This is a genomic window from Micromonospora sp. DSM 43699, from assembly GCF_055517075.1.
The window spans coordinates 85,939-105,131 of record NZ_JBTMMT010000018.1; the positions used below are offsets into that span (position 1 = coordinate 85,939).

Annotated in this window: 20 protein-coding genes and 1 tRNA gene; 9 read left to right on the forward strand and 12 right to left on the reverse strand. The window is 72.3% G+C overall.

Annotated elements, in window-relative coordinates:
* Positions 1 to 2: 2 nt before the first annotated feature.
* Entirely contained in the window at positions 3 to 281 is a 279-nt protein-coding gene (locus tag AC0AIB_RS12370; RefSeq protein ID WP_328341579.1) for a hypothetical protein, read from the forward strand.
* Between the two features lie 4 nt (positions 282 to 285).
* Positions 286 to 936, forward strand: coding sequence for an aminodeoxychorismate/anthranilate synthase component II (locus AC0AIB_RS12375; protein ID WP_328341581.1), 651 nt, complete (start codon positions 286 to 288; stop codon positions 934 to 936).
* Positions 937 to 1,003: 67 nt separating this feature from the next.
* Here AC0AIB_RS12375 and pknB read toward each other — a convergent pair whose 3' ends face one another.
* The 7 genes from pknB to AC0AIB_RS12410 form a co-directional block, all read right to left on the reverse strand.
* Positions 1,004 to 2,815: a Stk1 family PASTA domain-containing Ser/Thr kinase gene (gene pknB, locus AC0AIB_RS12380; RefSeq protein ID WP_465096693.1), complete on the reverse strand. Its 1,812-nt coding sequence runs from the start codon at positions 2,813 to 2,815 to the stop codon at positions 1,004 to 1,006.
* Complete coding sequence (locus AC0AIB_RS12385) at positions 2,812 to 4,299, reverse strand: serine/threonine-protein kinase (protein WP_465096701.1); 1,488 nt, start codon at positions 4,297 to 4,299, stop codon at positions 2,812 to 2,814. The genes pknB and AC0AIB_RS12385 overlap by 4 nt, the downstream gene beginning before the upstream one ends.
* A 1-nt stretch (position 4,300) precedes the next feature.
* Positions 4,301 to 5,806: a peptidoglycan D,D-transpeptidase FtsI family protein gene (locus AC0AIB_RS12390; RefSeq protein WP_465096694.1), complete on the reverse strand. Its 1,506-nt coding sequence runs from the start codon at positions 5,804 to 5,806 to the stop codon at positions 4,301 to 4,303.
* The gene (locus AC0AIB_RS12395; protein ID WP_328348983.1) at positions 5,803 to 7,182 is read right to left on the reverse strand and encodes an FtsW/RodA/SpoVE family cell cycle protein; all 1,380 of its coding nucleotides are present in this window, start codon (positions 7,180 to 7,182) and stop codon (positions 5,803 to 5,805) included. Before AC0AIB_RS12395 ends, AC0AIB_RS12390 begins: the two co-directional genes overlap by 4 nt.
* Positions 7,183 to 7,322: 140 nt before the next feature.
* Complete coding sequence (locus AC0AIB_RS12400) at positions 7,323 to 8,777, reverse strand: PP2C family protein-serine/threonine phosphatase (RefSeq protein ID WP_328341587.1); 1,455 nt, start codon at positions 8,775 to 8,777, stop codon at positions 7,323 to 7,325.
* Positions 8,774 to 9,262, reverse strand: a complete 489-nt coding sequence (locus AC0AIB_RS12405) for an FHA domain-containing protein FhaB/FipA (RefSeq protein WP_328341589.1) — start codon at positions 9,260 to 9,262, stop codon at positions 8,774 to 8,776. The genes AC0AIB_RS12400 and AC0AIB_RS12405 overlap by 4 nt, the downstream gene beginning before the upstream one ends.
* 6 nt (positions 9,263 to 9,268) lie before the next feature.
* Entirely contained in the window at positions 9,269 to 10,063 is a 795-nt protein-coding gene (locus AC0AIB_RS12410) for a DUF3662 and FHA domain-containing protein (RefSeq protein ID WP_328341591.1), read from the reverse strand.
* A gap of 228 nt (positions 10,064 to 10,291) precedes the next feature.
* On the opposite strand from AC0AIB_RS12410, the gene AC0AIB_RS12415 reads away from it, so the two are divergent.
* The 4 genes from AC0AIB_RS12415 (at position 10,292) to AC0AIB_RS12430 (ending at position 13,160) form a co-directional block, all read left to right on the forward strand.
* Positions 10,292 to 10,377, forward strand: a tRNA-Leu gene (locus AC0AIB_RS12415).
* Positions 10,378 to 10,489: 112 nt separating this feature from the next.
* Positions 10,490 to 11,563 (forward strand): NAD-dependent epimerase/dehydratase family protein, encoded by a 1,074-nt coding sequence (locus AC0AIB_RS12420; RefSeq protein WP_328341593.1) that lies wholly within the window; start codon positions 10,490 to 10,492, stop codon positions 11,561 to 11,563.
* Positions 11,560 to 12,366, forward strand: a complete 807-nt coding sequence (locus AC0AIB_RS12425; RefSeq protein WP_328341595.1) for a WecB/TagA/CpsF family glycosyltransferase — start codon at positions 11,560 to 11,562, stop codon at positions 12,364 to 12,366. The genes AC0AIB_RS12420 and AC0AIB_RS12425 overlap by 4 nt, the downstream gene beginning before the upstream one ends.
* Positions 12,367 to 12,539: 173 nt before the next feature.
* On the forward strand, positions 12,540 to 13,160 hold the full coding sequence (locus AC0AIB_RS12430) for a hypothetical protein (protein ID WP_328341597.1): 621 nt from the start codon (positions 12,540 to 12,542) through the stop codon (positions 13,158 to 13,160).
* On the opposite strand, the gene AC0AIB_RS12435 is transcribed toward AC0AIB_RS12430, so the two are convergent.
* The 3 genes from AC0AIB_RS12435 to AC0AIB_RS12445 all read right to left on the reverse strand — a co-directional run bounded on the left by AC0AIB_RS12435 (position 13,128) and on the right by AC0AIB_RS12445 (position 14,755).
* Positions 13,128 to 13,529 (reverse strand): hypothetical protein, encoded by a 402-nt coding sequence (locus tag AC0AIB_RS12435; RefSeq protein WP_328341599.1) that lies wholly within the window; start codon positions 13,527 to 13,529, stop codon positions 13,128 to 13,130. The two genes, AC0AIB_RS12430 and AC0AIB_RS12435, sit on opposite strands and share 33 nt — an antisense overlap.
* Positions 13,530 to 13,682: 153 nt before the next feature.
* Positions 13,683 to 13,904 (reverse strand): DUF397 domain-containing protein, encoded by a 222-nt coding sequence (locus tag AC0AIB_RS12440; RefSeq protein WP_328341601.1) that lies wholly within the window; start codon positions 13,902 to 13,904, stop codon positions 13,683 to 13,685.
* Complete coding sequence (locus AC0AIB_RS12445; RefSeq protein ID WP_328341603.1) at positions 13,874 to 14,755, reverse strand: helix-turn-helix domain-containing protein; 882 nt, start codon at positions 14,753 to 14,755, stop codon at positions 13,874 to 13,876. The genes AC0AIB_RS12440 and AC0AIB_RS12445 overlap by 31 nt, the downstream gene beginning before the upstream one ends.
* Positions 14,756 to 15,393: 638 nt before the next feature.
* On the opposite strand from AC0AIB_RS12445, the gene AC0AIB_RS12450 reads away from it, so the two are divergent.
* Both AC0AIB_RS12450 and AC0AIB_RS12455 read left to right on the forward strand, forming a co-directional pair.
* On the forward strand, positions 15,394 to 15,678 hold the full coding sequence (locus AC0AIB_RS12450; RefSeq protein ID WP_328341605.1) for a hypothetical protein: 285 nt from the start codon (positions 15,394 to 15,396) through the stop codon (positions 15,676 to 15,678).
* Positions 15,679 to 15,779: 101 nt separating this feature from the next.
* A complete protein-coding gene (locus AC0AIB_RS12455) occupies positions 15,780 to 16,298 on the forward strand; it encodes a hypothetical protein (protein WP_465096695.1) in 519 nt (172 codons plus the stop codon).
* 112 nt (positions 16,299 to 16,410) lie between these two features.
* On the opposite strand, the gene AC0AIB_RS12460 is transcribed toward AC0AIB_RS12455, so the two are convergent.
* Together AC0AIB_RS12460 and AC0AIB_RS12465 are read right to left on the reverse strand one after the other, a co-directional pair.
* Positions 16,411 to 17,190 (reverse strand): PASTA domain-containing protein, encoded by a 780-nt coding sequence (locus tag AC0AIB_RS12460; RefSeq protein WP_465096696.1) that lies wholly within the window; start codon positions 17,188 to 17,190, stop codon positions 16,411 to 16,413.
* A 144-nt stretch (positions 17,191 to 17,334) separates the two neighbouring features.
* Positions 17,335 to 18,012 (reverse strand): PASTA domain-containing protein, encoded by a 678-nt coding sequence (locus AC0AIB_RS12465; protein WP_465096697.1) that lies wholly within the window; start codon positions 18,010 to 18,012, stop codon positions 17,335 to 17,337.
* 113 nt (positions 18,013 to 18,125) lie between these two features.
* Between AC0AIB_RS12465 and AC0AIB_RS12470 the strand changes: the two genes are divergently transcribed.
* A partial coding sequence (locus tag AC0AIB_RS12470; protein WP_465096698.1) for a hypothetical protein occupies positions 18,126 to 19,193 on the forward strand: 1,068 nt, incomplete at its 3' end.

Genomic DNA, 19,193 nt, shown 5'->3' on the forward strand with positions numbered 1-19,193 from the left:
CGGTGTACTCGTTCATCTGGCGAAAGCTGCCCTTCGGGCTGCCCGGCAAGCTGATCGGCTCGGTGCTGCTCGCCACCGCGACGGTGGCGCTGCTCTGGTACGTGGTCTTCCCCTGGGCCGAGCCGCTGCTGCCCTTCGACGACGTCCAGGTCACCCAGGACTCCGGCAACCCCGGCGGTGACTCCGCCGTCGACCCCGACGCGCCGGCCGGCGACGGACACGACCTGCCGTACGACACCGACCGGAACAACACCCCACCCGCCCCCTCCCCGGACCGGTGAGCCCATGCGTGTCCTCGTGATCGACAACTACGACTCCTTCGTCTTCAACCTCGTGCAGTACCTGGGTCAGCTCGGGGTCGAGTGCGAGGTCCGGCGCAACGACGAGATCGACGTCGCCGAGGTCGGCCGGGTCGGCGCGGCGGGTGTCCTGCTCTCGCCGGGGCCGGGCAGCCCGGACCGCGCCGGCATCTGCCTCGACGTCATCCGCCGGTACGCCGGCGAGCTGCCGATCTTCGGCGTCTGCCTCGGCCACCAGGCGATCGGCGAGGCGTTCGGTGCGACAGTCACCCGGGCGCCGGAGTTGCTGCACGGCAAGACCTCCGAGGTGCGCCACCACTCCGTCGGGGTGCTGGCCGGCCTGCCCGACCCGTTCACCGCCACCCGCTACCACTCGCTGGCGGTGCTGCCCGAGACGCTCCCCGACGAGCTGGAGGTCACCGGCTGGACGGAGTCCGGCGTGGTGATGGCGATGCGGCACCGGACCCTGCCGATCGAGGGGGTGCAGTTCCACCCGGAGTCGGTGCTCACCGAGGGCGGCCACCTGATGCTGGCGAACTGGGTAGCCGCCTGCGGCCACCGGGAAGCCCTGGAACGCGCCCCGGAGCTGGCCGCCGAGGTCGACGCCCGTCGCCGGGCCGCCTTCGCCACCGGCTGACCCCACCGCCGTACGACACAGGCCCGGTCCAGGTGGACCGGGCCTGCGCGTCACCTCGGGGTACGGGTCACTCGTCCTCGACCCGGAACGGCGGGGTGGGCAGCGGGAACCCGCCACCCGTACCGTCACCGGGCGGCGTGGTGGTCGGCACCGGCGTGGTCGGGGTCGGCGGGGTCGGTGACTCGGTGACCTCCGGCACGCTGACCACGATGGTGACCGTGGTGTTCTTCGCCTTCTTGGTGCCACCCTTCGGGTTCTGGCTCTGCACCTTGCCGGCCTCGTCCGCCGGCACCTCCGAACCGAGTTCGGCGTTCACCTTGAAGCCGGCGTTCTGCAGGGCCCGGGTGGCCTCCGTCTGGCTGAGGTCCTTGACGTTCGGCACCTCACGGACGTTGCCCTTGGAGACGGTCAGGGTCACCTCGGTGCCCTCCGGCACCTTCTCCCCCTCGGGCGGGGAGACGTCGAGGACGATGTCCTCGCTCTCCTCGCTGTCCTTCGTCACGACCTTGACGCGGAACTTGTCGTTCGTGAGGCGGGTCTCGGCGCTCTCGACCTTGCTGCCCTTGAGGCCGGTGGGGATGCTGACCTCGGGCTTGCCACCGCAGATGTTCACCGTCACCTGCCGGTTCTCCTCCAGCGCGGTGCCGGCCGGCGGGTCCTGCTTGGCGACCGTACCCACCTTGCAGGTGCTGTCGAAGACCTGGTCGCCGGTCGCCGGCACCAGACCGAGGTTGCGGATCTCGGTGAAGGCGGCGTCCTGCGTCTTGCCCGCCAGGTTGGGCACCGGGCTCGTCTTGGTCTCGTCTCCGGCACCGTTCATCAGCAGGGCCGCCACCAGGGCGATCACCGCCAGCACGCCGACCGCCGCGAACGCCGCGATCACCCAGGCCGAACTCCTGCGCCGCTGCGGGTCGCCGACCCGGGCCGGGATCTGCCGGGTCTGCTGACCGACCACCTGCGTCGGGTAGCCGGACGACGCCGCCGCCATCGGGGTCGTCTCGTCCTGGGTCATCACCGGGGTGGCCATCACCGGTCGACCGGCGGCGGCACGGAGCAGGTCGGCCCGCATCTCGCCGGCGCTCTGGTAGCGGTTGAGCGGGTTCTTCGACAGCGCCTTCAGCACGATCGCGTCGATAGCCGGGGTGACGTCCGGGTTGATGTCGCTCGGCGTCGGCGGGGCCTCCCGCACGTGCTGGTACGCCACGCTGACCGGGCTGTCGCCGACGAACGGCGGATGACCGCAGACCAGCTCGAACAGCACGCAACCGGCGGCGTACACGTCGGAGCGGGCGTCGACGGCCTCACCGCGCGCCTGCTCCGGGGAGAGGTACTGGGCCGTGCCGATCACCGCACTGGTCTGTGTCATCGTGGTGGCGCCGCTGGCCAGCGCGCGGGCGATGCCGAAGTCCATCACCTTGACCTGACCGGTCTGGGTGAGCATCACGTTGCCGGGCTTGATGTCCCGGTGGATGATCCCGTGCCGGTGGCTGAACTCCAGGGCCGCGCACATGTCGGCGCAGATCTCCAGCGCCCGGCGCGGCTGGAGCCGCCCCTCGACGCCGAGGACCTCCTTGAGGGTCCGCCCGTTCACGAACTCCATCACGATGAACGGGAGGGTCTCGCCGGTCGGGGCGGTCTCCTCGCCGGTGTCGTAGACGGCGACGATCGCCGGATGGTTGAGCGACGCGGCGTTCTGCGCCTCGCGGCGGAACCGCATCTGGAAGGTGGCGTCCCGGGCCAGGTCTGTCCGGAGCATCTTGATCGCGACGTCCCGACCGAGCCGGAGGTCCCGACCGCGGTGCACCTCGGCCATGCCGCCGTAACCGAGCAGCTCGCCGACCTGGTACCTGCCACCGAGCAGGCGGGCCTGGGCTGTCATCGCGTTCGTCGTCCTTCGCTCGTCGTCGTCTCGCCGGCACCTGGTCCGGGCCGTACCACCCGACGGTACGGTGTTCCGACCGGATCGTCGCGTCCGTGGGCACTCAGCGCGCCGGACGTCGTGCGCGGAGCCCCCGGATCACCGTTCAACAGGTTGTTCCGCGCACTGTAGGAGAGCACGCCCGAACAGACCAGGATCAGCACGGCCAGCAGGATGGCCAGGGTCACCATGCCGGACCGGGAACGGGGTGGCGGGGCGGGGGCCGGCAGCGGCTGCCGGGCGTACCCCATGGGTCGGTCGGACCGGAGCTGGGCCGGCGGGACGGACGCGGCACCCCGGGGCTGCTGGTAGGGGACCATCGGGGCGGCCTGGGCCGCCGGCCGCTGGACCTGCTGCGGATGCCGGGCCTGGACCGGTGGTCGGGCCTGACCGCTGGCCGGTGGTCGGGCCTGACCGCTGGCCGGTGGTCGGGCCTGACCGGCGGCCGATGGACGGGCCTGCCCACCGGCGGGCGGGCGGTGCTGGTGGGACAGGGCGGCGGGCTGCTGTCGGGACGCGGCGGGTACCTGCGCGCGGGCCATCGGGCCAGCCGGGGAGGCCGGCGCCCCGGAGACCGGACCGCCGGAGACCGGACCGGGGTGTCCACCACCGCCCCGGGCCTGCTGGGAGAGGGCGAGCTTGGCCTGCCGGGCGACGGCGGCCAGGGCGGCGGCGCTCGGCCAGCGGTGACCGGGCTCCTTGGCCATGGCCCGCTCCACTATCGCCTTGACCTGCGGCGGAATGTCACCGGGCAGCGCCCGGGGAGTGTCCCGGACGTGCTTCATCGCGATCTCGAGAGGATTGTCACCCTCGAAGGGCCGCCGCCCGGCCAGACACTGGTAAGCCACGACGCCGAGCGCGTACACGTCGGACGCGGGGGTGGCGACCGCACCGGTGGCCTGCTCGGGGGAGATGTACGAGGCGGTGCCGAGCACCGACCCGGCGGCGGTGAGCTGGCCGACCAGCTCGGACCGGGCGATGCCGAAATCGGTGAGCACGAGCGTCCCGTTCGGCCGGACGAGCAGGTTGCCCGGCTTGACGTCCCGGTGCACGATGCCCTTCTCGTGCGCGGCGTGCAACGCGTCGGCGGCCTGGGCGAGCAGCGCCATCGTCCGGGCCGGGGTGAGCCGGCCGACCCGGCTGAGCGTCGACGACAGGGCGTCGCCCTCGACGTACTCCATCACCAGGAAGGCGATCTGCTGGTCGCTGCCGAAGTCGTAGACGTCGACCACGCCGGGGTGGTTGATGGTGGCCATGGTGCGCGCCTCGCCCCGGAACCGTTCGGCGAAGCCGGGCTCGTCGAGCAGCGCCGGGAGCAGGCTCTTCACCGCCACCGTACGGCCCAGCACCTGGTCGGTGCCGCGCCACACGTCGCCCATGCCGCCGCTGGCGATCCGCTCGTCGAGGCGGTAGCGGTTGCCGAGCTGCACGCCGGGGCTGAGCATGTCAGCGGCCCCCCGCATCGGCGATGGCCGCCTGCATGATCTTGCCGCCGATCCGGGCGGCCTCGGCGCTGCCGCCGCTGCCCGCCTGCTCCAGCTCCACGCAGACCGCCGAGACGGCGTTGCCGTTCTTGTCCAGCGCGAAGCCGATGAACCAGCCGTGGTCGGGCCGGTCCGGAGCGGACTGCGCGGTGCCGGTCTTGCCACCGACGGTGTAGCCGTCGATGTCCGCCGAGCGGCCGGTGCCGTTCTTCACCACGCTGACCATCATGTCCCGCAGGTCGTCGGCGACCTGGCCGCTGACCGGCTGGCGCAGCTCCCGCGGCTGGGCGTTGTAGTAGCTGGTGGTGCGGTCCGGCCCGAGCAGCTGCTTGACCAGGTAAGGGCGCATCTGCCGGCCCTTGTTGGCCACCGAGCCGGCGATCAGCGCCCCCTGGAGCGGGGTCATCCGGACGTTGTTCTGGCCGATCGACGACTGCGCGAGCGCGGCGGGGTCGGTGCCGCCGTCGGGGTTCAGCATGTCGCCGGTCCGGCTGGCCGCCACCGGCAGGCCCCCCTCGCCGAGCTGCCCGACGGTGAGGTCGTCCTGCTCGAAGCCGAACTGCCGGGCCTTCTCCTTCACCGTGTCCGCCCCGAGCCGCACACCGAGCTGGGCGAAACCGGTGTTGCACGACTCGGTGACCGCGTCCATCAGGGTGACCTGTGCCTCCGGGCAGATCGACGCGGCGGCGTTCTTGATCGGCGTGCCCGACGTCGGCGGGGTCCAGCTCGCCCCGGCCGGGATCTCGGTGTCCTTGCCGACCCCGTTCTCCAGGGCGGCGGCGGCCACCACGATCTTGAAGGTGGAGCCGGGCGGCAGGGTCTCCGACAGCGCCCGGTTCTTCAGCGGGCCGTCCGGGTCCTGCTCGTACTTGTTGTAGGCGGCCGACGCCACGTTGGTGTCGTGGTCGGCAAGCGGGTTCGGGTCGAAGCCGGGCATCGAGACGAGCGCCTGCACCGCACCGGTACGCGGGTCGATGGCGATCGCCGCGCCCTTCTTCACCCCGCTGCGGTTGTTGCGCAACTGCTCGAAGGCGGTGTCCTGGGCCCGCTTCGAGATGCTCAGCAGCACGTTGCCGCCGCTGGTCTCGTCGCCGGTGAACATGTCCTTGATCCGGTTGCCGAGCAGCGCGTCGCTGGTGCCGGCGAGGAAGTCGTTCTCCAGCCGCTCGATGCCGGTGTCGCCCAGGTTGACCGGCTTGTAGCCGAGCACGTGCGCGTACTTCGACCCGCCGGGGTAGCTGCGCTGGAACTTCAGCTTGCCGCCGGTCTCCTTGCTGGTGGCCACTGCGGTGCCGCCGGCCTCGATGTTGCCCCGCCGACGCTCGTACTCGGCCACCTGGACCCGACCGTTGTAGTCGCTGTTGCGGTATTCGTCTGCCTTGTAGGCCTGGATCCAGTTCAGGTTGGCGAAGAGCAGCCCGAACAGGACCATGACGACGACGCCGACGCGGCGCAGAGGCGCGTTCACGGGCGGATCACCTCCGTGGGAGCACCGTGCAGCTGTTCCGGCGGACCGCCACCGGGTCGGGCCGCCGGGCCGCCGCCCTGGTTGACCGGCCGCCGGGCGGCGTCGGAGATGCGCAGCAGCACCGCGATGAGCAGCCAGTTCGCCATCAGCGACGAGCCACCGGCGGAGAGGAACGGGGTGGTCTGGCCGGTCAGCGGGATGAGCTTGCTGATCCCGCCGACGATCACGAAGACCTGGAGCCCCAGGGTGAAGGCGAGGCCACCGGCGACCAGCTTGCCGAACGAGTCCCGCACCGCCAGCCCGGCCCGCAGCCCCCGCTCCACGATGAGCAGATAGACCACCAGCAGCGCGGTCAGCCCGAACAGGCCGATCTCCTCGCCGATGCCGGCGAAGATGAAGTCGTTCTGCACCTCGGGGATCTCCAGCGGCTCCCCGGCACCCGGACCGGAGCCGAACAGACCACCGCTGCCCAGGCCGAGCAGCCCCTGCACCAGTTGGTAACCCCTGTCGTACGGCTCGGCGAACGGGTCGAGCCAGATCTCGGCGCGGGTGTAGAAGTTGGCGAACGGGCCACCCACGGTGCCGCCGAGCACGTACGCGAGGTAGGCGCCGCCGAAGAAGAGGACCAGACCGATCAGCAGCCAGCTGACCCGTTCGGTGGCGATGTAGAGCGTCACCACGAACATGCCGAAGTAGAGCAGCGAGGTGCCGAGGTCCTTCTCGAAGACCAGGACCAGCAGACTGATCAGCCAGACGCCGAGCACCGGACCGAGGTCCCGGCCGCGCGGGAAGTCGATGCCGAGGATGCGGCGGCTGGCCAGCGAGAGCACCTCGCGCTTGCGGACCAGGTAGTAGGCGAAGAAGACGAGCAGCGCCAGCTTGGCGAACTCACCGGGCTGGATGCTGAACCCGCCGACCCGGATCCACAGCTTGGCACCGTTGATCTCGGAGAACCGACCGGGCAGCACCGCCGGGATCATCACCAGCACGATGCCGGCCAGCCCCAGGGTGTACGCGTACCGCGAAACGGCCCGATGGTCGCGCATCACCACCAGCAGCCCGGCGGCCAGGATCACCGCGGCCAGCGTCCAGGCCAACTGGCGGCCACCGGTGCCGGCGAAGATGGCAAGCGTCTCCCGGTCGGCGGGGGCGGCCTTGGCCAGGTCGAGCCGGCGTAGGAAGCCCACCCCGACGCCGTTGAGCAGGGCCACCGCCGGCAGCAGGGCCGGATCGGCGAACGGCGCGAGCCAGCGGATCACCAGGTGCATGCCGAGGAAGACCAGCCCCAGCGCGGCGGCCGGCATCCAGAAGTCGCGGGTGACGGTGTCGAGCAGGTTGGCCTCGACGATCGCCCCGTACGCGGCCACCAGCACCATCGCCAGCAACAGCAGGGACAGTTCGGCGTTGCGCCGGGACCGCGCCAGGCGTATGCCGGGCCGCTCGCCCGTCGTGGCGGGCGAGACTACCGGGTTGGCCGCTGCGGTCAAGGAGGTGTCCCTCGGATCTCAGCCGACCGTCACTCGGGCGACCGGCAGCCCGCCGGGTCTCCGGCCGGCGGAACCGCGTCGGAGGCCGAGGCGTCGGGTGTGGTGGGCGGCGTGAGGGTCCCGGTGACACCGGGAACGCCGGTCGTGCCGGGACCGGGGTTGCCGGGGCCGGTCGCCCCGGGGCTGGGCGTGCCGGGGCTGGGTAGTACCGGGGACGTCGTCGACACCGGGGAGCCGGTGACGAGGGACGGCACCGGCGGGCAGACCGGCTTCAGGTTCGGGTTGGCCGGGTCGTCGCTGGTCAGCTCGGCCAACCTGCGCTGCGCGTCCGTCTGGCTCTTGGCCTGGATGCCCTGCTTGACCTGCTCCTGGGCGGCCAGGGTGAGGTCGTCGAGCTTGGCCTGGCTGATCGAGTGCACGTTGGACAGGTCGAGGCCGGCGACCTGTCCGGGGACCCCCCGGAAGACCGCGAGCTGCCCGCTGTCGGTGGCCCCGACGTAGTACTGCCGCTGGGTGTAGCTCCAGCCGGCGAAGAGGCCGCCACCGAGGATGACCAGCAGGGCCACCAGCATCGCCACGGTGCGTAGCGGCCGGCGGGGACGGTCCGGGTCGTCGTCCCGGTTGGCCGCCGGTTCCTCCGGGGCGGGTGGGCGCGGCGCGGAGAGCGCCGACGCGCGGGCCGCCGGGGTCGAGTCGTCGGCCGCGGTGGCCATCCCCCGGTCCCGGGCCGCGGCCCCGCCGACGATCGGACTCGCCTCGACGATGTCATGGTCGGTGGCGTCCGCGATGATCACGGTGATGTTGTCCGGGCCGCCACCGCGCAGGGCGAGCTGCACCAGCCGCTCGACACACTGCTGCGGGTCGGTGTACTCCCGGAGGCTGTCGCCGATGGTCTCCGCGCTGACCACGCCGGAGAGGCCGTCGCTGCAGATCAGGTAGCGGTCACCGGGCTGCACCTGCCGGACGCTGTATTCCGGGTCGATGTCCCGGCCGTCGAGGGCCCGGGTGAGCAGCGAACGCTGGGGGTGGCTGCTCGCCTCCTCCGCGCTGATCCGCCCCTCGTCGACGAGCATCTGGACGTAGGTGTCGTCCTTGGTGATCTGGGCGAACTCGCCGTTGCGCAGCAGGTAGGCCCGGGAATCGCCGATGTGGACCATGCCGAGCTTGCTGCCCGAGAAGAGGGTCGCGGTGAGCGTGGTGCCCATCCCCTCCAGCTGCGGGTTGGCGTCCACGGTGTCGCGGAGCTGCTGGTTGGCGGTGCCCACGGCCGATCGCAGCGCATCGACGAGCGCGTCCCCCGGGACGTCCTCGTCGAGCGGCGCCATGGCACCGATGACGATGTTGCTGGCGACGTCACCGGCGGCCATGCCGCCCATGCCGTCGGCGACGGCGAGGAGCCGCGGCCCGGCGTAGACGGAGTCCTGGTTTCCGTCTCGGATCAGACCGCGGTCGCTGTGGGCCGCATAGCGCAGGGTCAGAGTCATGGCCGTAATTCGAGAGAGGTGCGGCCGATTCGGATCGGCACGCCGAGGGGGACGGGGGTCGGTCCGGTGACCTTAGCGCGATCGAGGTACGTGCCGTTAGTCGAGCCGAGATCCTCGACGAACCACTGTCCGTCCCGGGGCACCAGCCGGGCGTGCCGGGCGGAGGCGTAGTCGTCGGTGATGACGAGGGTGGAGTCCTCCGCCCGACCGATGGTGATCTGCGCTTCGCCGAGGGTGATCCGGGTACCGGCGAGCTGGCCGGCGGTGACCACCAACTGGTGGGCCGCCCGGCCCCGCTTCACCTTCGCCGGCTTCGCCGTCTGCTGCTGGGTCGAGGCCCCGACCGCGCGGGGCGCGGCCACCAGCCGGCCCGACCGGGCGCCCGCGAAGAGATCCCGACGGATGACACCGACCACCGTGAACACGAAGATCCACAGCAGGATGAGGAACCCGAACCGGGCGACGGTGATGACGAGTTCCGGCAAGGCGGGTCAGCCGTCCACGCGGAAGGTCAGCGTCGTGGTCCCGAGCTGGATCATGTCGCCCGGGTTGAGGGCGACGGCCGAGACCCGCTGGCCGTTGACCATGGTGCCGTTGGTGGAACCGAGGTCGGTCAGCACGACCTGGCCGCCGTCGAAGTCCAGCCGGGCGTGTCGCCGGGAGATCCCGACGTCCGGCAGGCGCAGGTTGGCCTGGTCGCCCCGGCCGATCACGGTCGAGCCCATCTGCAACGGGTAGGTCCGACCGTCACCGGAGACCAGCCGGACGTTGCGGGTGCCACCACCGTGCCCCGGCGGGGGACCGTAGCCGCCACCCTGGTCGTACGACGGGTAGCCGGGCGGTCCGGGGTCGTAGCCGCCCGGCGAGGACACCGGGGCGACCTCACCGCCGGTGTAGACCTCGGCGGTGACCCGGAACATCCCGGTGTCCAGCCCCTCGCCGCGCTCGACCTCGACGATCACGTCGCCGTAGACAGTCCACGCCTGCTCGCCGATGAACTCCGCCTGCGACTGGGCCAGCTCCTGGGCCAGCGCGGCGGCGTACGGCGCCAACCGACTGTGGTCGTACGGGGAGAGATCGATCACGTAACGGTTCGGCACCAGGGTGCGGCCACCAGCGAGGATGGCCTTGTGCGCCTCGGCCTCCCGCTGCATGGCGTTGAGGATCTCCACGGGGTGGACCACCCCTTTGAAGACCTTGGCGAAGGCCCCTTCGACCAGGCCTTCCAGACGCTTCTCGAAGCGTTGCAGCACGCTCACCGGCTCCTCCTCGGGTCCCGAGGACATGATGGTATCTGGACGGCGCGCATGCAGCTCGCGCGCCGCTCGGCCACCGCGCGGCGGCCCGTTCGGAGCGGGCCCGGCGACCGTGCTACTCTTTCGTCCGCCACGAAGGGTGACCGCTCGCAAGAACGGTAACCGGTCGAGGCGAGACCGCAGGACCCGGTAGGATGTTCGGGTCCCGCCGGAGACGGCGGGACCGACGCGCACCACCGCGTTCGAGGGTCGTGCCACGGGGATGTGGCGGAATGGCAGACGCGCACGGTTCAGGTCCGTGTGTCCGAAAGGACGTGGGGGTTCAACTCCCCCCATCCCCACCAGATCGCCGAGGGCTCCGCAGAATGCGGGGCCCTCGCTTCGTATCGGGGCGCACCGGACGTCAGGCTATGCTCCGGTGGTTTTTCCAGCTCCCAACTTGACCAGGAGTGTCGTGTGAGCGTCGCGTTGGTGACCGGGTCGGGCGGTCTGATCGGTTCCGAGGCGGTCCGGCACTTCGCTGGGCTCGGCCTGGACGTGGTCGGCATCGACAACGACATGCGGCAGGAGTTCTTCGGCGCCGAGGCCTCTACCGCGTGGAACGTCCGGCGGCTGACCGACGAGCTGGGGTCGGCGTACGCGCACCACAGCATCGACATCCGGGACCGGGACACCCTCGGGAAGCTCTTCGCCCGGTACGGCCGGGACATCGCGGTGGTGATCCACACCGCCGCCCAGCCGTCGCACGACTGGGCGGTGCGGGACCCGTTCACCGACTTCGACGTCAACGCGGTCGGCACCCTCAACATCCTGCAGAACGTGCGGGAGCACTGCATCGAGGCGCCGCTGATCCACTGCTCGACCAACAAGGTCTACGGCGACCGCCCCAACAGCCTGCCGCTGGTGGAGCAGGAGACCCGGTGGGAGATCGCGCCGGGGCACCCGTACGAGCAGGGCATCCGCGAGGACATGTCGATCGACGCCTGCCTGCACTCGGTCTTCGGCGCCTCCAAGGTCGCCGCCGACGTGATGGTGCAGGAGTACGGCCGCTACTTCGACATGCGGACGGCCTGCTTCCGGGGCGGCACGCTGACCGGCCCGGCGCACTCGGCGACCGAGCTGCACGGCTTCCTCGGGTACGTGATGCGGGCCAACATGGAGCGCCGCACCTACAAGATCTTCGGCTACCAGGGCAAGCAGGTCCGGGACGCCATCCACAGCTCGGACGTGGTGTCGGCGTTCGAGGCGTTCTTCCGCGCCCCGCGCTCGGCGGCGGTCTACAACCTGGGTGGCGGCCGGCACTCCAACACCTCCAACCGGGAGGCGTTCGCGCTGGCCGAGCAGATCACCGGCCAGCAGATGATCACCGAGTACGTCGAGGCGAACCGGATCGGCGACCACAAGTGGTGGATCGGCTCGAACGAGGCGTTCCAGGCCGACTACCCGGACTGGAAACAGGTCTACGACGTACCGATGATCATGCGGGAGATCCACCAGGCCAACGTCGACAAGTGGGTGCCGGGAGCATGACCGCACAGGGCAAGCGGAACGTCCTCGGCGTCCTTGTCGACGCCACCGACTACGCCTCGGCGACCGAGCAGGTCGTCGCGGCAGCCCGGGACCGCCGACCGCTGGCGCTGACCGCGCTGGCCGTGCACGGGGTGATGACCGGCGTGCTCGACCCGGCGCACAACGCCCGGCTCAACTCCTTCGACGTGGTCACCCCGGACGGGCAACCGGTGCGCTGGGCGCTCAACCTGCTGCACCACGCCGGCCTGTCGGACCGGGTGTACGGCCCGACGCTGACCCTGCACGTGCTGCGCCGGTTCGCCGAGGAGGGCCTACCGGTCTACCTGTACGGCTCGACCGAGGAGACCCTGGCGAAGCTGATCCCGGCGCTGGAGCGGATGTTCCCCGCCCTGAAGATCGCCGGGGTGGAGCCGTCGAAGTTCCGTGCGGTCCAGCCCGGCGAGGACGTCGAGATCGCCGACCGGATCCGGGCCAGCGGTGCCCGGCTCGTCCTGGTCGGGCTGGGCTGCCCCCGCCAGGAGGTCTTCACGTACGCCATGCGGCCCCTGCTGGACATGCCGCTGATGGCCGTCGGCGCGGCCTTCGACTACCACGCCGGCCTGCTCCGGCAGCCGCCGCCGTGGATGCAACGGGCCGGGTTGGAGTGGTTCTGGCGACTCGGCCTGGAGCCGAAGCGGCTCTGGCGGCGGTACGTCATCCTCAACCCGGCCTACCTGGCCCGCCTCGCCGGCCAGAAGACCGGCCTGTGGAAGGCCCGGCCCCCGGCACCGGCCACCGAACGACCGGCCACCTTCGCGGTCTGAGACGTCCTGCGGACGACCGGCCGGTGACAGCGGGTCGGTGTGACAGCGGGCCGGTGACGACCGGCCGGCTGGCGTGCCGGGCGATGGACCGACCGCCCCCCTACGGGACGCTTCGGGGTGGATCAGGGGCCGTCCCGGATTCGCCGAACGCCGTTCTGGGCAAGGCTGTGTCCATGGATGGGCATCTCATCGTGCTGCTGTCGATCGCCGCCGTCTGGCTCGCTGCCGGTGTCGTGGCGGACGGGCTCCCCCGGCTCGACCGGGCCCGGGCCCTGCGCCGGCGTACCGGATGGTTGCTCGTTCTCTCCCTCGCCGGCCTCGGCCTGACCATGACGGTGCTGGCTGCCGGCCTGACCAGCGCCGGGGACACCCCGGTCGACCGGGCCGCCGGCCAACTTCCGCTGGTGGCCGTCCCGGCGCTCGTGGTGGCCACCAGCACGGTGCGCCGGGTCCGCCGGTTGCGGGCCGGCGCGGGCGCGTTCGCCGCCGCACCGGAGACCCCCGCGCCGTACGGTCTACGGGCCGCCGCCGGGCATCCGCTGGTCGGCCTGCCGCTGCAGGTGACCGCGCTGGCCACCGTGCCGGGCCTGCTCCGGGCCGCCGGGCTGGACCTGGGCGTCGACAACGGGGTCGCCGGGGTCGCGCTCACCGCCGGTGGGCTGGCCGTCCTCGCCATCGGGGTACGCCACGGCCTGCGGCACAACCGGCTCGCCGAGCGGACGCTGCCGACCGCCGCCCCTGCCCTGGCCGGGCTGCCCGCCTCACCGGCCGCGGCCGGCTCCCTGCACGTATAGCAGTTCCAGGATCGCCCGGGTCGCCTCGAACCACCTGTCCAGCCACCCGGGCGGCGGGACGCTCCCCTTCGGCGGCAACTCCAGCAGCAGGCCACGCAGCAGCGGATGGTCGACAAGCGACTCGGGCGGCTCTGCCGGCCAGCCGGCAGGCGGGAACGACGGCTCGGTGAGCGGGTTCGGGTCGAGCGAGGGCAGCGACAGCGGCGACCCGGCCTGCTCGGGTGCGGGGACACCGTCGCGGCCCAGTTCGGTGTCGGTGGCACCGACCTCGGTGAGCACGGTGTCGCGTCGCGCGCCGCGGTACTTGCCGCCGAAGCGTTCGGTCTTGCCCGGACCGTTGGTGAGGTTGTCTGAACCGATCGTCGTCATCTGCGTATCGCCTGCCTCGCTCGGTTGCCGCTGCGCGCGGCGGGTCGTCGACCAGCGCCGTACCGAGGGGTTCAACGAGGCGGGACGGAAGTGGCGACGGGCCGGCCGGGGAGTGTCCCCGACCGGCCCGCGGTCAACGCCACGCTGCGTTGGTCAGTGTTGGCCGAACGTGCCGTTTCGAGCATCGGCGACGAAGGCGTTCCATTCCCCGGGGGCGAAAACGAGGGCGGGACCTGTCTTGTCCTTCGAGTCCCGTACCCCGACCGCCCCGATCACGTAAGCCACCTCGACGCAGTTGTCACAGTTCGGCCCGCTTTTCGAGCTCTTGAACCAGGTTGCCTGCGTCAGGTCCTCGGGGAACCTCTTGGTCGCCATTTCCACAACGGCTCCTCTGCCAGTTCTGCGATGTGTGCGATGGACTCCTCCGGTCGCCTGGCCGTTGCTTGAATTTGATCGAAGATGGCTTTGTACTTCTGTAGTTCGTCGCTCTTCTCGAGGAAGAGCCCACCCGTGGCGTTCTCCGCGTACACGACATCCGGATCCACCGAGTCGGGGAAACCGAGAATCGTGAAGGGCCCGTCCATGCCGGCGTGCGCTCCCACCTCGAAGGGCAGGACCTGCAACGTCACGTTCGGCAGTTCGGCCACCTTCACCAGCCGCCGGAGCTGACCACGCATCACCGCGTCGCCGCCCACCGGCCTTCTCAACACCGCCTCGTCGAGCACCACCCACAGATCGACCGGATCGTCCTGGGTCAACAACGACTGACGGCCCAGTCGGACACGCACCCGCCGTTGCACCTGGTCGGCGGTCAGGTCCGGACGGGCCGCCTGGATCATCGCGGTGGCGTACTCCTCGGTCACCAGCAGACCGGGGACGACCTGCTGCTCGTACGTGCGGATGGAGCCGGCCGCCGCCTCCAGACCGACGTACGCCCCCACGAGCACCGAGCGGTGGGGGTGCCACCACCCCTTCTGCCGCGCCTCGCGGGCGATCTGCACCAACTCTTCGCTCTCCGTGCCCACCACCCCGTAGATGCGGAGCATGTCCCGGACGTCACGCGGGGTCGCCGAGGTGTGACCGGTCTCGATCCGGGAGACCTTGGAGGCGGAGCACTCCAACTGCTCGGCGACCGTCTCGATGGTGATGCCGGCACCGTCGCGCAACCGGCGCAGCTCGGCCCCGAGTCGGCGACGTCGGATGGTGGGGCTCCGCCGCTCGCTCATCGGGTCACCCCGGGTGTCGCTGACGGGGAAAGCTGGCGCCTCGCGCTCACCCGTTACCTCCGGTCGATCGCGCCTGCGTCCACACCCGCCGGGGGGCGCGACCGACGAGCGGCGGGCGATCGTTCGCGGCAGGGGTGGAGCCCGGTCGTCGACCGGCCGCGTCGGGCGGAACCGGCGTCCAGTGTGCAGCCCGGGGGACAGCGTGATCAAGCGCCCGATTCATGTGTCGGGGTTCCCGTATCGGCAAATTCGACGTGCAACTTGCATCCCGCACGACGCTGATGCAGGCTGTCCGCATGGTTCGAGTCACTCACCGTTTCCGGTCGATCTCCCGGTGTGATCGTCGCCCCGGCATCGGCCGGGTGGGCAGGTGCCCCGGCCCAGTTGCGTCATCGAAACCTGCCTCGGGTCGATGACCCCGCCGCTGCACGCCCGGTGGCTGCGGCGGTGGGAGCGATAGCACCCGTGAGCAGCGGGTGATGGTCGGGTGACGGTCCACCACCAGCGGATACGGCCCGATCATCGCCACACCGAGCACCGGCCCCGCGAGGCACGACCCCGTCGCCGGCCCCGGACCTCGTCCTCAGTTTCCGTACCGGTCGGCCCGCCACGCCGGCCATTCCCTCCCAGGAGCCCATGTGCTTCCCCGCTCCGGTGATGTTCTGCACGTCACCCGTGCCGCGAGTGTGCAGTTCCTCCGACCGATCACCTTCCGGGTGATCCGGGTGCTCGACTGGCCGACGTACGACGGCTGGCTCTGGCTCGACGGCTACCAGATGAACGCGTCGGGAGACGCGGTCAGCCGCAGGTCGATCTTCGTCCAGCAGGACGGGCTGATCCAGCTCCGGGCCGCGGCCGTGCCACGTCAGCACACGGCACGATCGCGACGGCCGGTCAACCGCGCTCGGATCGCGGTGGGCTGACTCCCCGATAACCCGGCCGAGGGGCGTGCCGCCGCCATAGAATCGGTACGCCCACCCCGGCGAAAGTCTCCACCCCGCGCGTACCGGCCCCTGAACCTGGGATGGCCATGGTCAATCTGCCCGCCGCGCGGCGGCACCACAGGTCCCGGGTCAGCTACGCCTTCGGGTTGCTGGCCCTGATCGGCGCGGTCGTCACCCTGGTGGTGGTGGCGCGCTACCCGGCCGAGTCGGCCACCCGGCTCGCCGAGCCGGTGCCGGCTCCCGAGATCACCGTGGTCGAACGGGGTGACGCCCCGACCGACGACCCCGACGGTACGCAGCTGGACCGGGCACTCCCCGGCCCGGACCGGGACGCGACGACCGACGACCACGGCGCAGCCGGCTACCCGGACACCGGGCGGTCGGGCCGGGAGGCGACGACCGACAGTCATGGCACCGCCGGCGACCCGAACACCGGGCAGGCGGGCGTCGGTGGTGGTGCGTCCGCGTTCGCCGGCCCCCGGCACCCGGCAGGCGACCCGCGGGCCGTCGCCCGGTCCCTCTTCTACTCCGGTCTGCTCGGCCTGGCCATCTCCCTGGCCGGTCTGGGCCTGGTCGGCACCAGACGCCGGATGTGGTGAGCCTCGGTGCGCCGTCCGGGGACCGGCCGGCGCGTGGCGACGACGGAGCAGGTCAGGGTCGGACCCCGACGAGGCGGTGACGGAATCCGTCACCGCTGGCCGTCGGCATCCGTCAGCCGGTGGGGCTGACCGCTGGCGTGGAGGTGCCGGCCCCGGTCGGCGACGCCGACGCCTCGGCGGCCACCACCAGGGTCACCTCGTCACCCGGCGAGACCAGTTCACCCCGGTCCGGATCGGTGGCCAGCACGGTGCCGGGCGGCCGGTCCGACTCCCGCGTCTGCACCCGGGAGGACAACCCGAGCCGACCGAGCAGGGTCTCGGCGGTCTCCTGGGAGAGCCCGACCAGTGGCGGTACCGGGATGCCGGCGGGGCCGGTCGTCGGGGCGGCGGTCGGCGGAGTCGTCGGGGGCACGGTGGTCGGGGCGGCGGTGGTCGGGGCGGCGGTCGTCGGGGCGGCACCCGTCGTCGGCACGGCGGTCGGCGGCGGGGTCGGTGTCCCGTCCGACGGGGAATCCGCCGCCCGCAGGGCCAGCCAGATTCCCACCCCGACCAGCCCGAGCAGCAGCAGCGCGAGCACGCCCAGCAGGATGGGCGTCCACCAGCGGCGGCCGCGCTGCTCGTCGCCGTACCACTCGGCCTGCTCCCCGGCGTCGTCCGAGCGTGGCGGTGGCACCCCGGCCCGGCCGGACCACACCGGCGAACCGACCGGTTCGGCCGGGGTCGTCCCGGCGGTCGGGGGCAACGGTCGGGTCGCGTCCACCGACTCCTGCCGGGCGGTGACGTCGGAGGGTGGCGGTGGGCCAGCGGCGGGTCGCCCCCCGCTACCGGGCCGGTCCGGCGGCAACGGGCGGGTCGCGTCGTCGGCGGGTGGCTCCTGGCGGTCGTCGCTCATCGCACGTCCTCTCGCCAGCCGACCGGCGTCGGGGCCTCGACCCACCACGTCGGGCCCTGCGCAGGCCAGGTGGTCGTGGCCTCGGCCCCCCAAAGGTAACTGTCGGGGTCCTCGTCCACCGGTACCGGAGCGACGACCCGCCCGTCACCCCGTCGGCGTCACCGCGGGAGCCGACGTCGCCGGGCCACCGCAGGAGATGGAGACCTGGTCGTTCCAGTGCGCGGTCGTGTCGGCGGCAGGCACCTGGGTGGTGACCTCACCACGGTTGCCGGTGGGGTAGCGGGGGAACAGCCCCAGGTCACCCAGTTCCTCGGCCGCGTCGTCGCAGTCCTCGCCGACCAGGTCCGGCACGTCGACCTCGGGGGCCGGGCCGCTGACCTCGACCCGCACGGTGGTGCCCGGCCGGACCGAGGTGTCCTGGGCGGGCACGGTACGGGTCACCGACCGGCCGGAGCCGGTGCCGAATACCAGCCGCCAGCCGAGCTTCCGGTCGTGCAGCTCGTCCCGCGCCTTCTCGAAGTCGAGGCCGACCAGCCGGGGCACGGTCAGGCCGCCGCCCGTGGTGGCGGGCGGGGGTGGCGTGGTGGTCCGCGCGGGCGCCGGCCGGGCGGTGGTCGGCACGTCGCGCGGGCTGGCCGATCCGGTGGGCGCCGCCGCCGGGGTGGTACCGGTCTGCGGGGCACCGGGGTCGGCCAGCACCCACCCGACGGTGCCACCGACGGCGGCCAGCAGGACCGTCGCCAGGGTGCCGCCGAGCACAAGTCGGCCCCGGCCCGGCCGGTCGCGCTCCGCGCGGTCCTGTTCGGTGTAGTCGTCGTCCATCGTGCTCCCGCCTCGTCCCCGAGACGGTACCGGCCGCTGCCCACCGGTCACCGGGCGTGCTCCGGTGGTCGTCCGACTCGCCGCCCCGACCAGGGGACGCTACAGTCCCCGGCATGGCGGGACGGGGCTGGGGAGGATCGGTGCTCACCGCGGTCGGCGTGGCCGCCGGGGTGGGCGCCGCACAACTGGGCTTCGGCTACGGCCTGGGCATCATCAACTGGGCTCCGGTCGACGCCGGGGCCACCGAGCCGTCCTGGTTCGCCAGTCTCGCCTGGGCGACCTGGATCGCCGCCGTGTCCACCGTCGCCGGGGCGGTCTGCGCCCAACGGCTGCACGAACGCGGGGGCGAGGACGTCGCCGACGGCACCCTGCACCGGGTGACCCTCGCGGTGGCGGGCGCGGTCGGTGCGTTGATCACGGTGCTGCTGGTCGCGGTGCCGTCCCGGGCCGCCTCCGTACCGGACACCTTCTCACCGCAGACCGTCGCGGCCGGTTACGCCGGGGTCGGCGTGCTGGTCGGGCTGGTGGTGGCGGTCTGGACGCTGCAATCCCGGGCCGCCGCGACGAACGTGATCGTCACCGTCGGCTGGCTCTGGCTGCTGGCCGTGGTCTCCGTCGTCGACGGGGTGCTCGCCGGTCGGGGGCTGACCAGCGCCCAACTCGGCATCTGGCAGATCGCCCAGGACAGCCCCCGGTTCTGGTTGCGGGACCACCTCTACTGGCCGGGCGCGCTGCTCGCCCTCGGCTCGGCGCTGCTGATCGGCGCGCTGGCCGCCCGGCGGGCCGCCCGGACGGCGGAGCTGCGACTCGGCGCGGTGGTCTCCGGCGCGGCCGGACCGCTGCTCGTCGCGGTCGCCTACTTCCTCGCCGTGCCCCGACTGGCCACGATCTCCCCGGCCCAGGTCTCGGCCCACCTCGTCGCGCCGTACGCGGTGATCGTCGGGGCGGCGGGGTCGGTGCTCGTCGCGGCGCGCGCCCCGCGGGCCGAGCGACGCGCCACCGCGCGGTCGTGCCAAAACCCCGGGGCCCCCCCCCCCCCCCGCGGCCCCCCCCCCCGGCGGGGGTGCCGTGCCCACCGGCGCGGGTCCGGCGTCGGCCGTCGTCGGCCCCACCGGGAGCGTCCCCGCCGGGGCCGACGGCCGGACCGACCAGACGGGCCAGGTGGACCAGGCGCAGGTGAC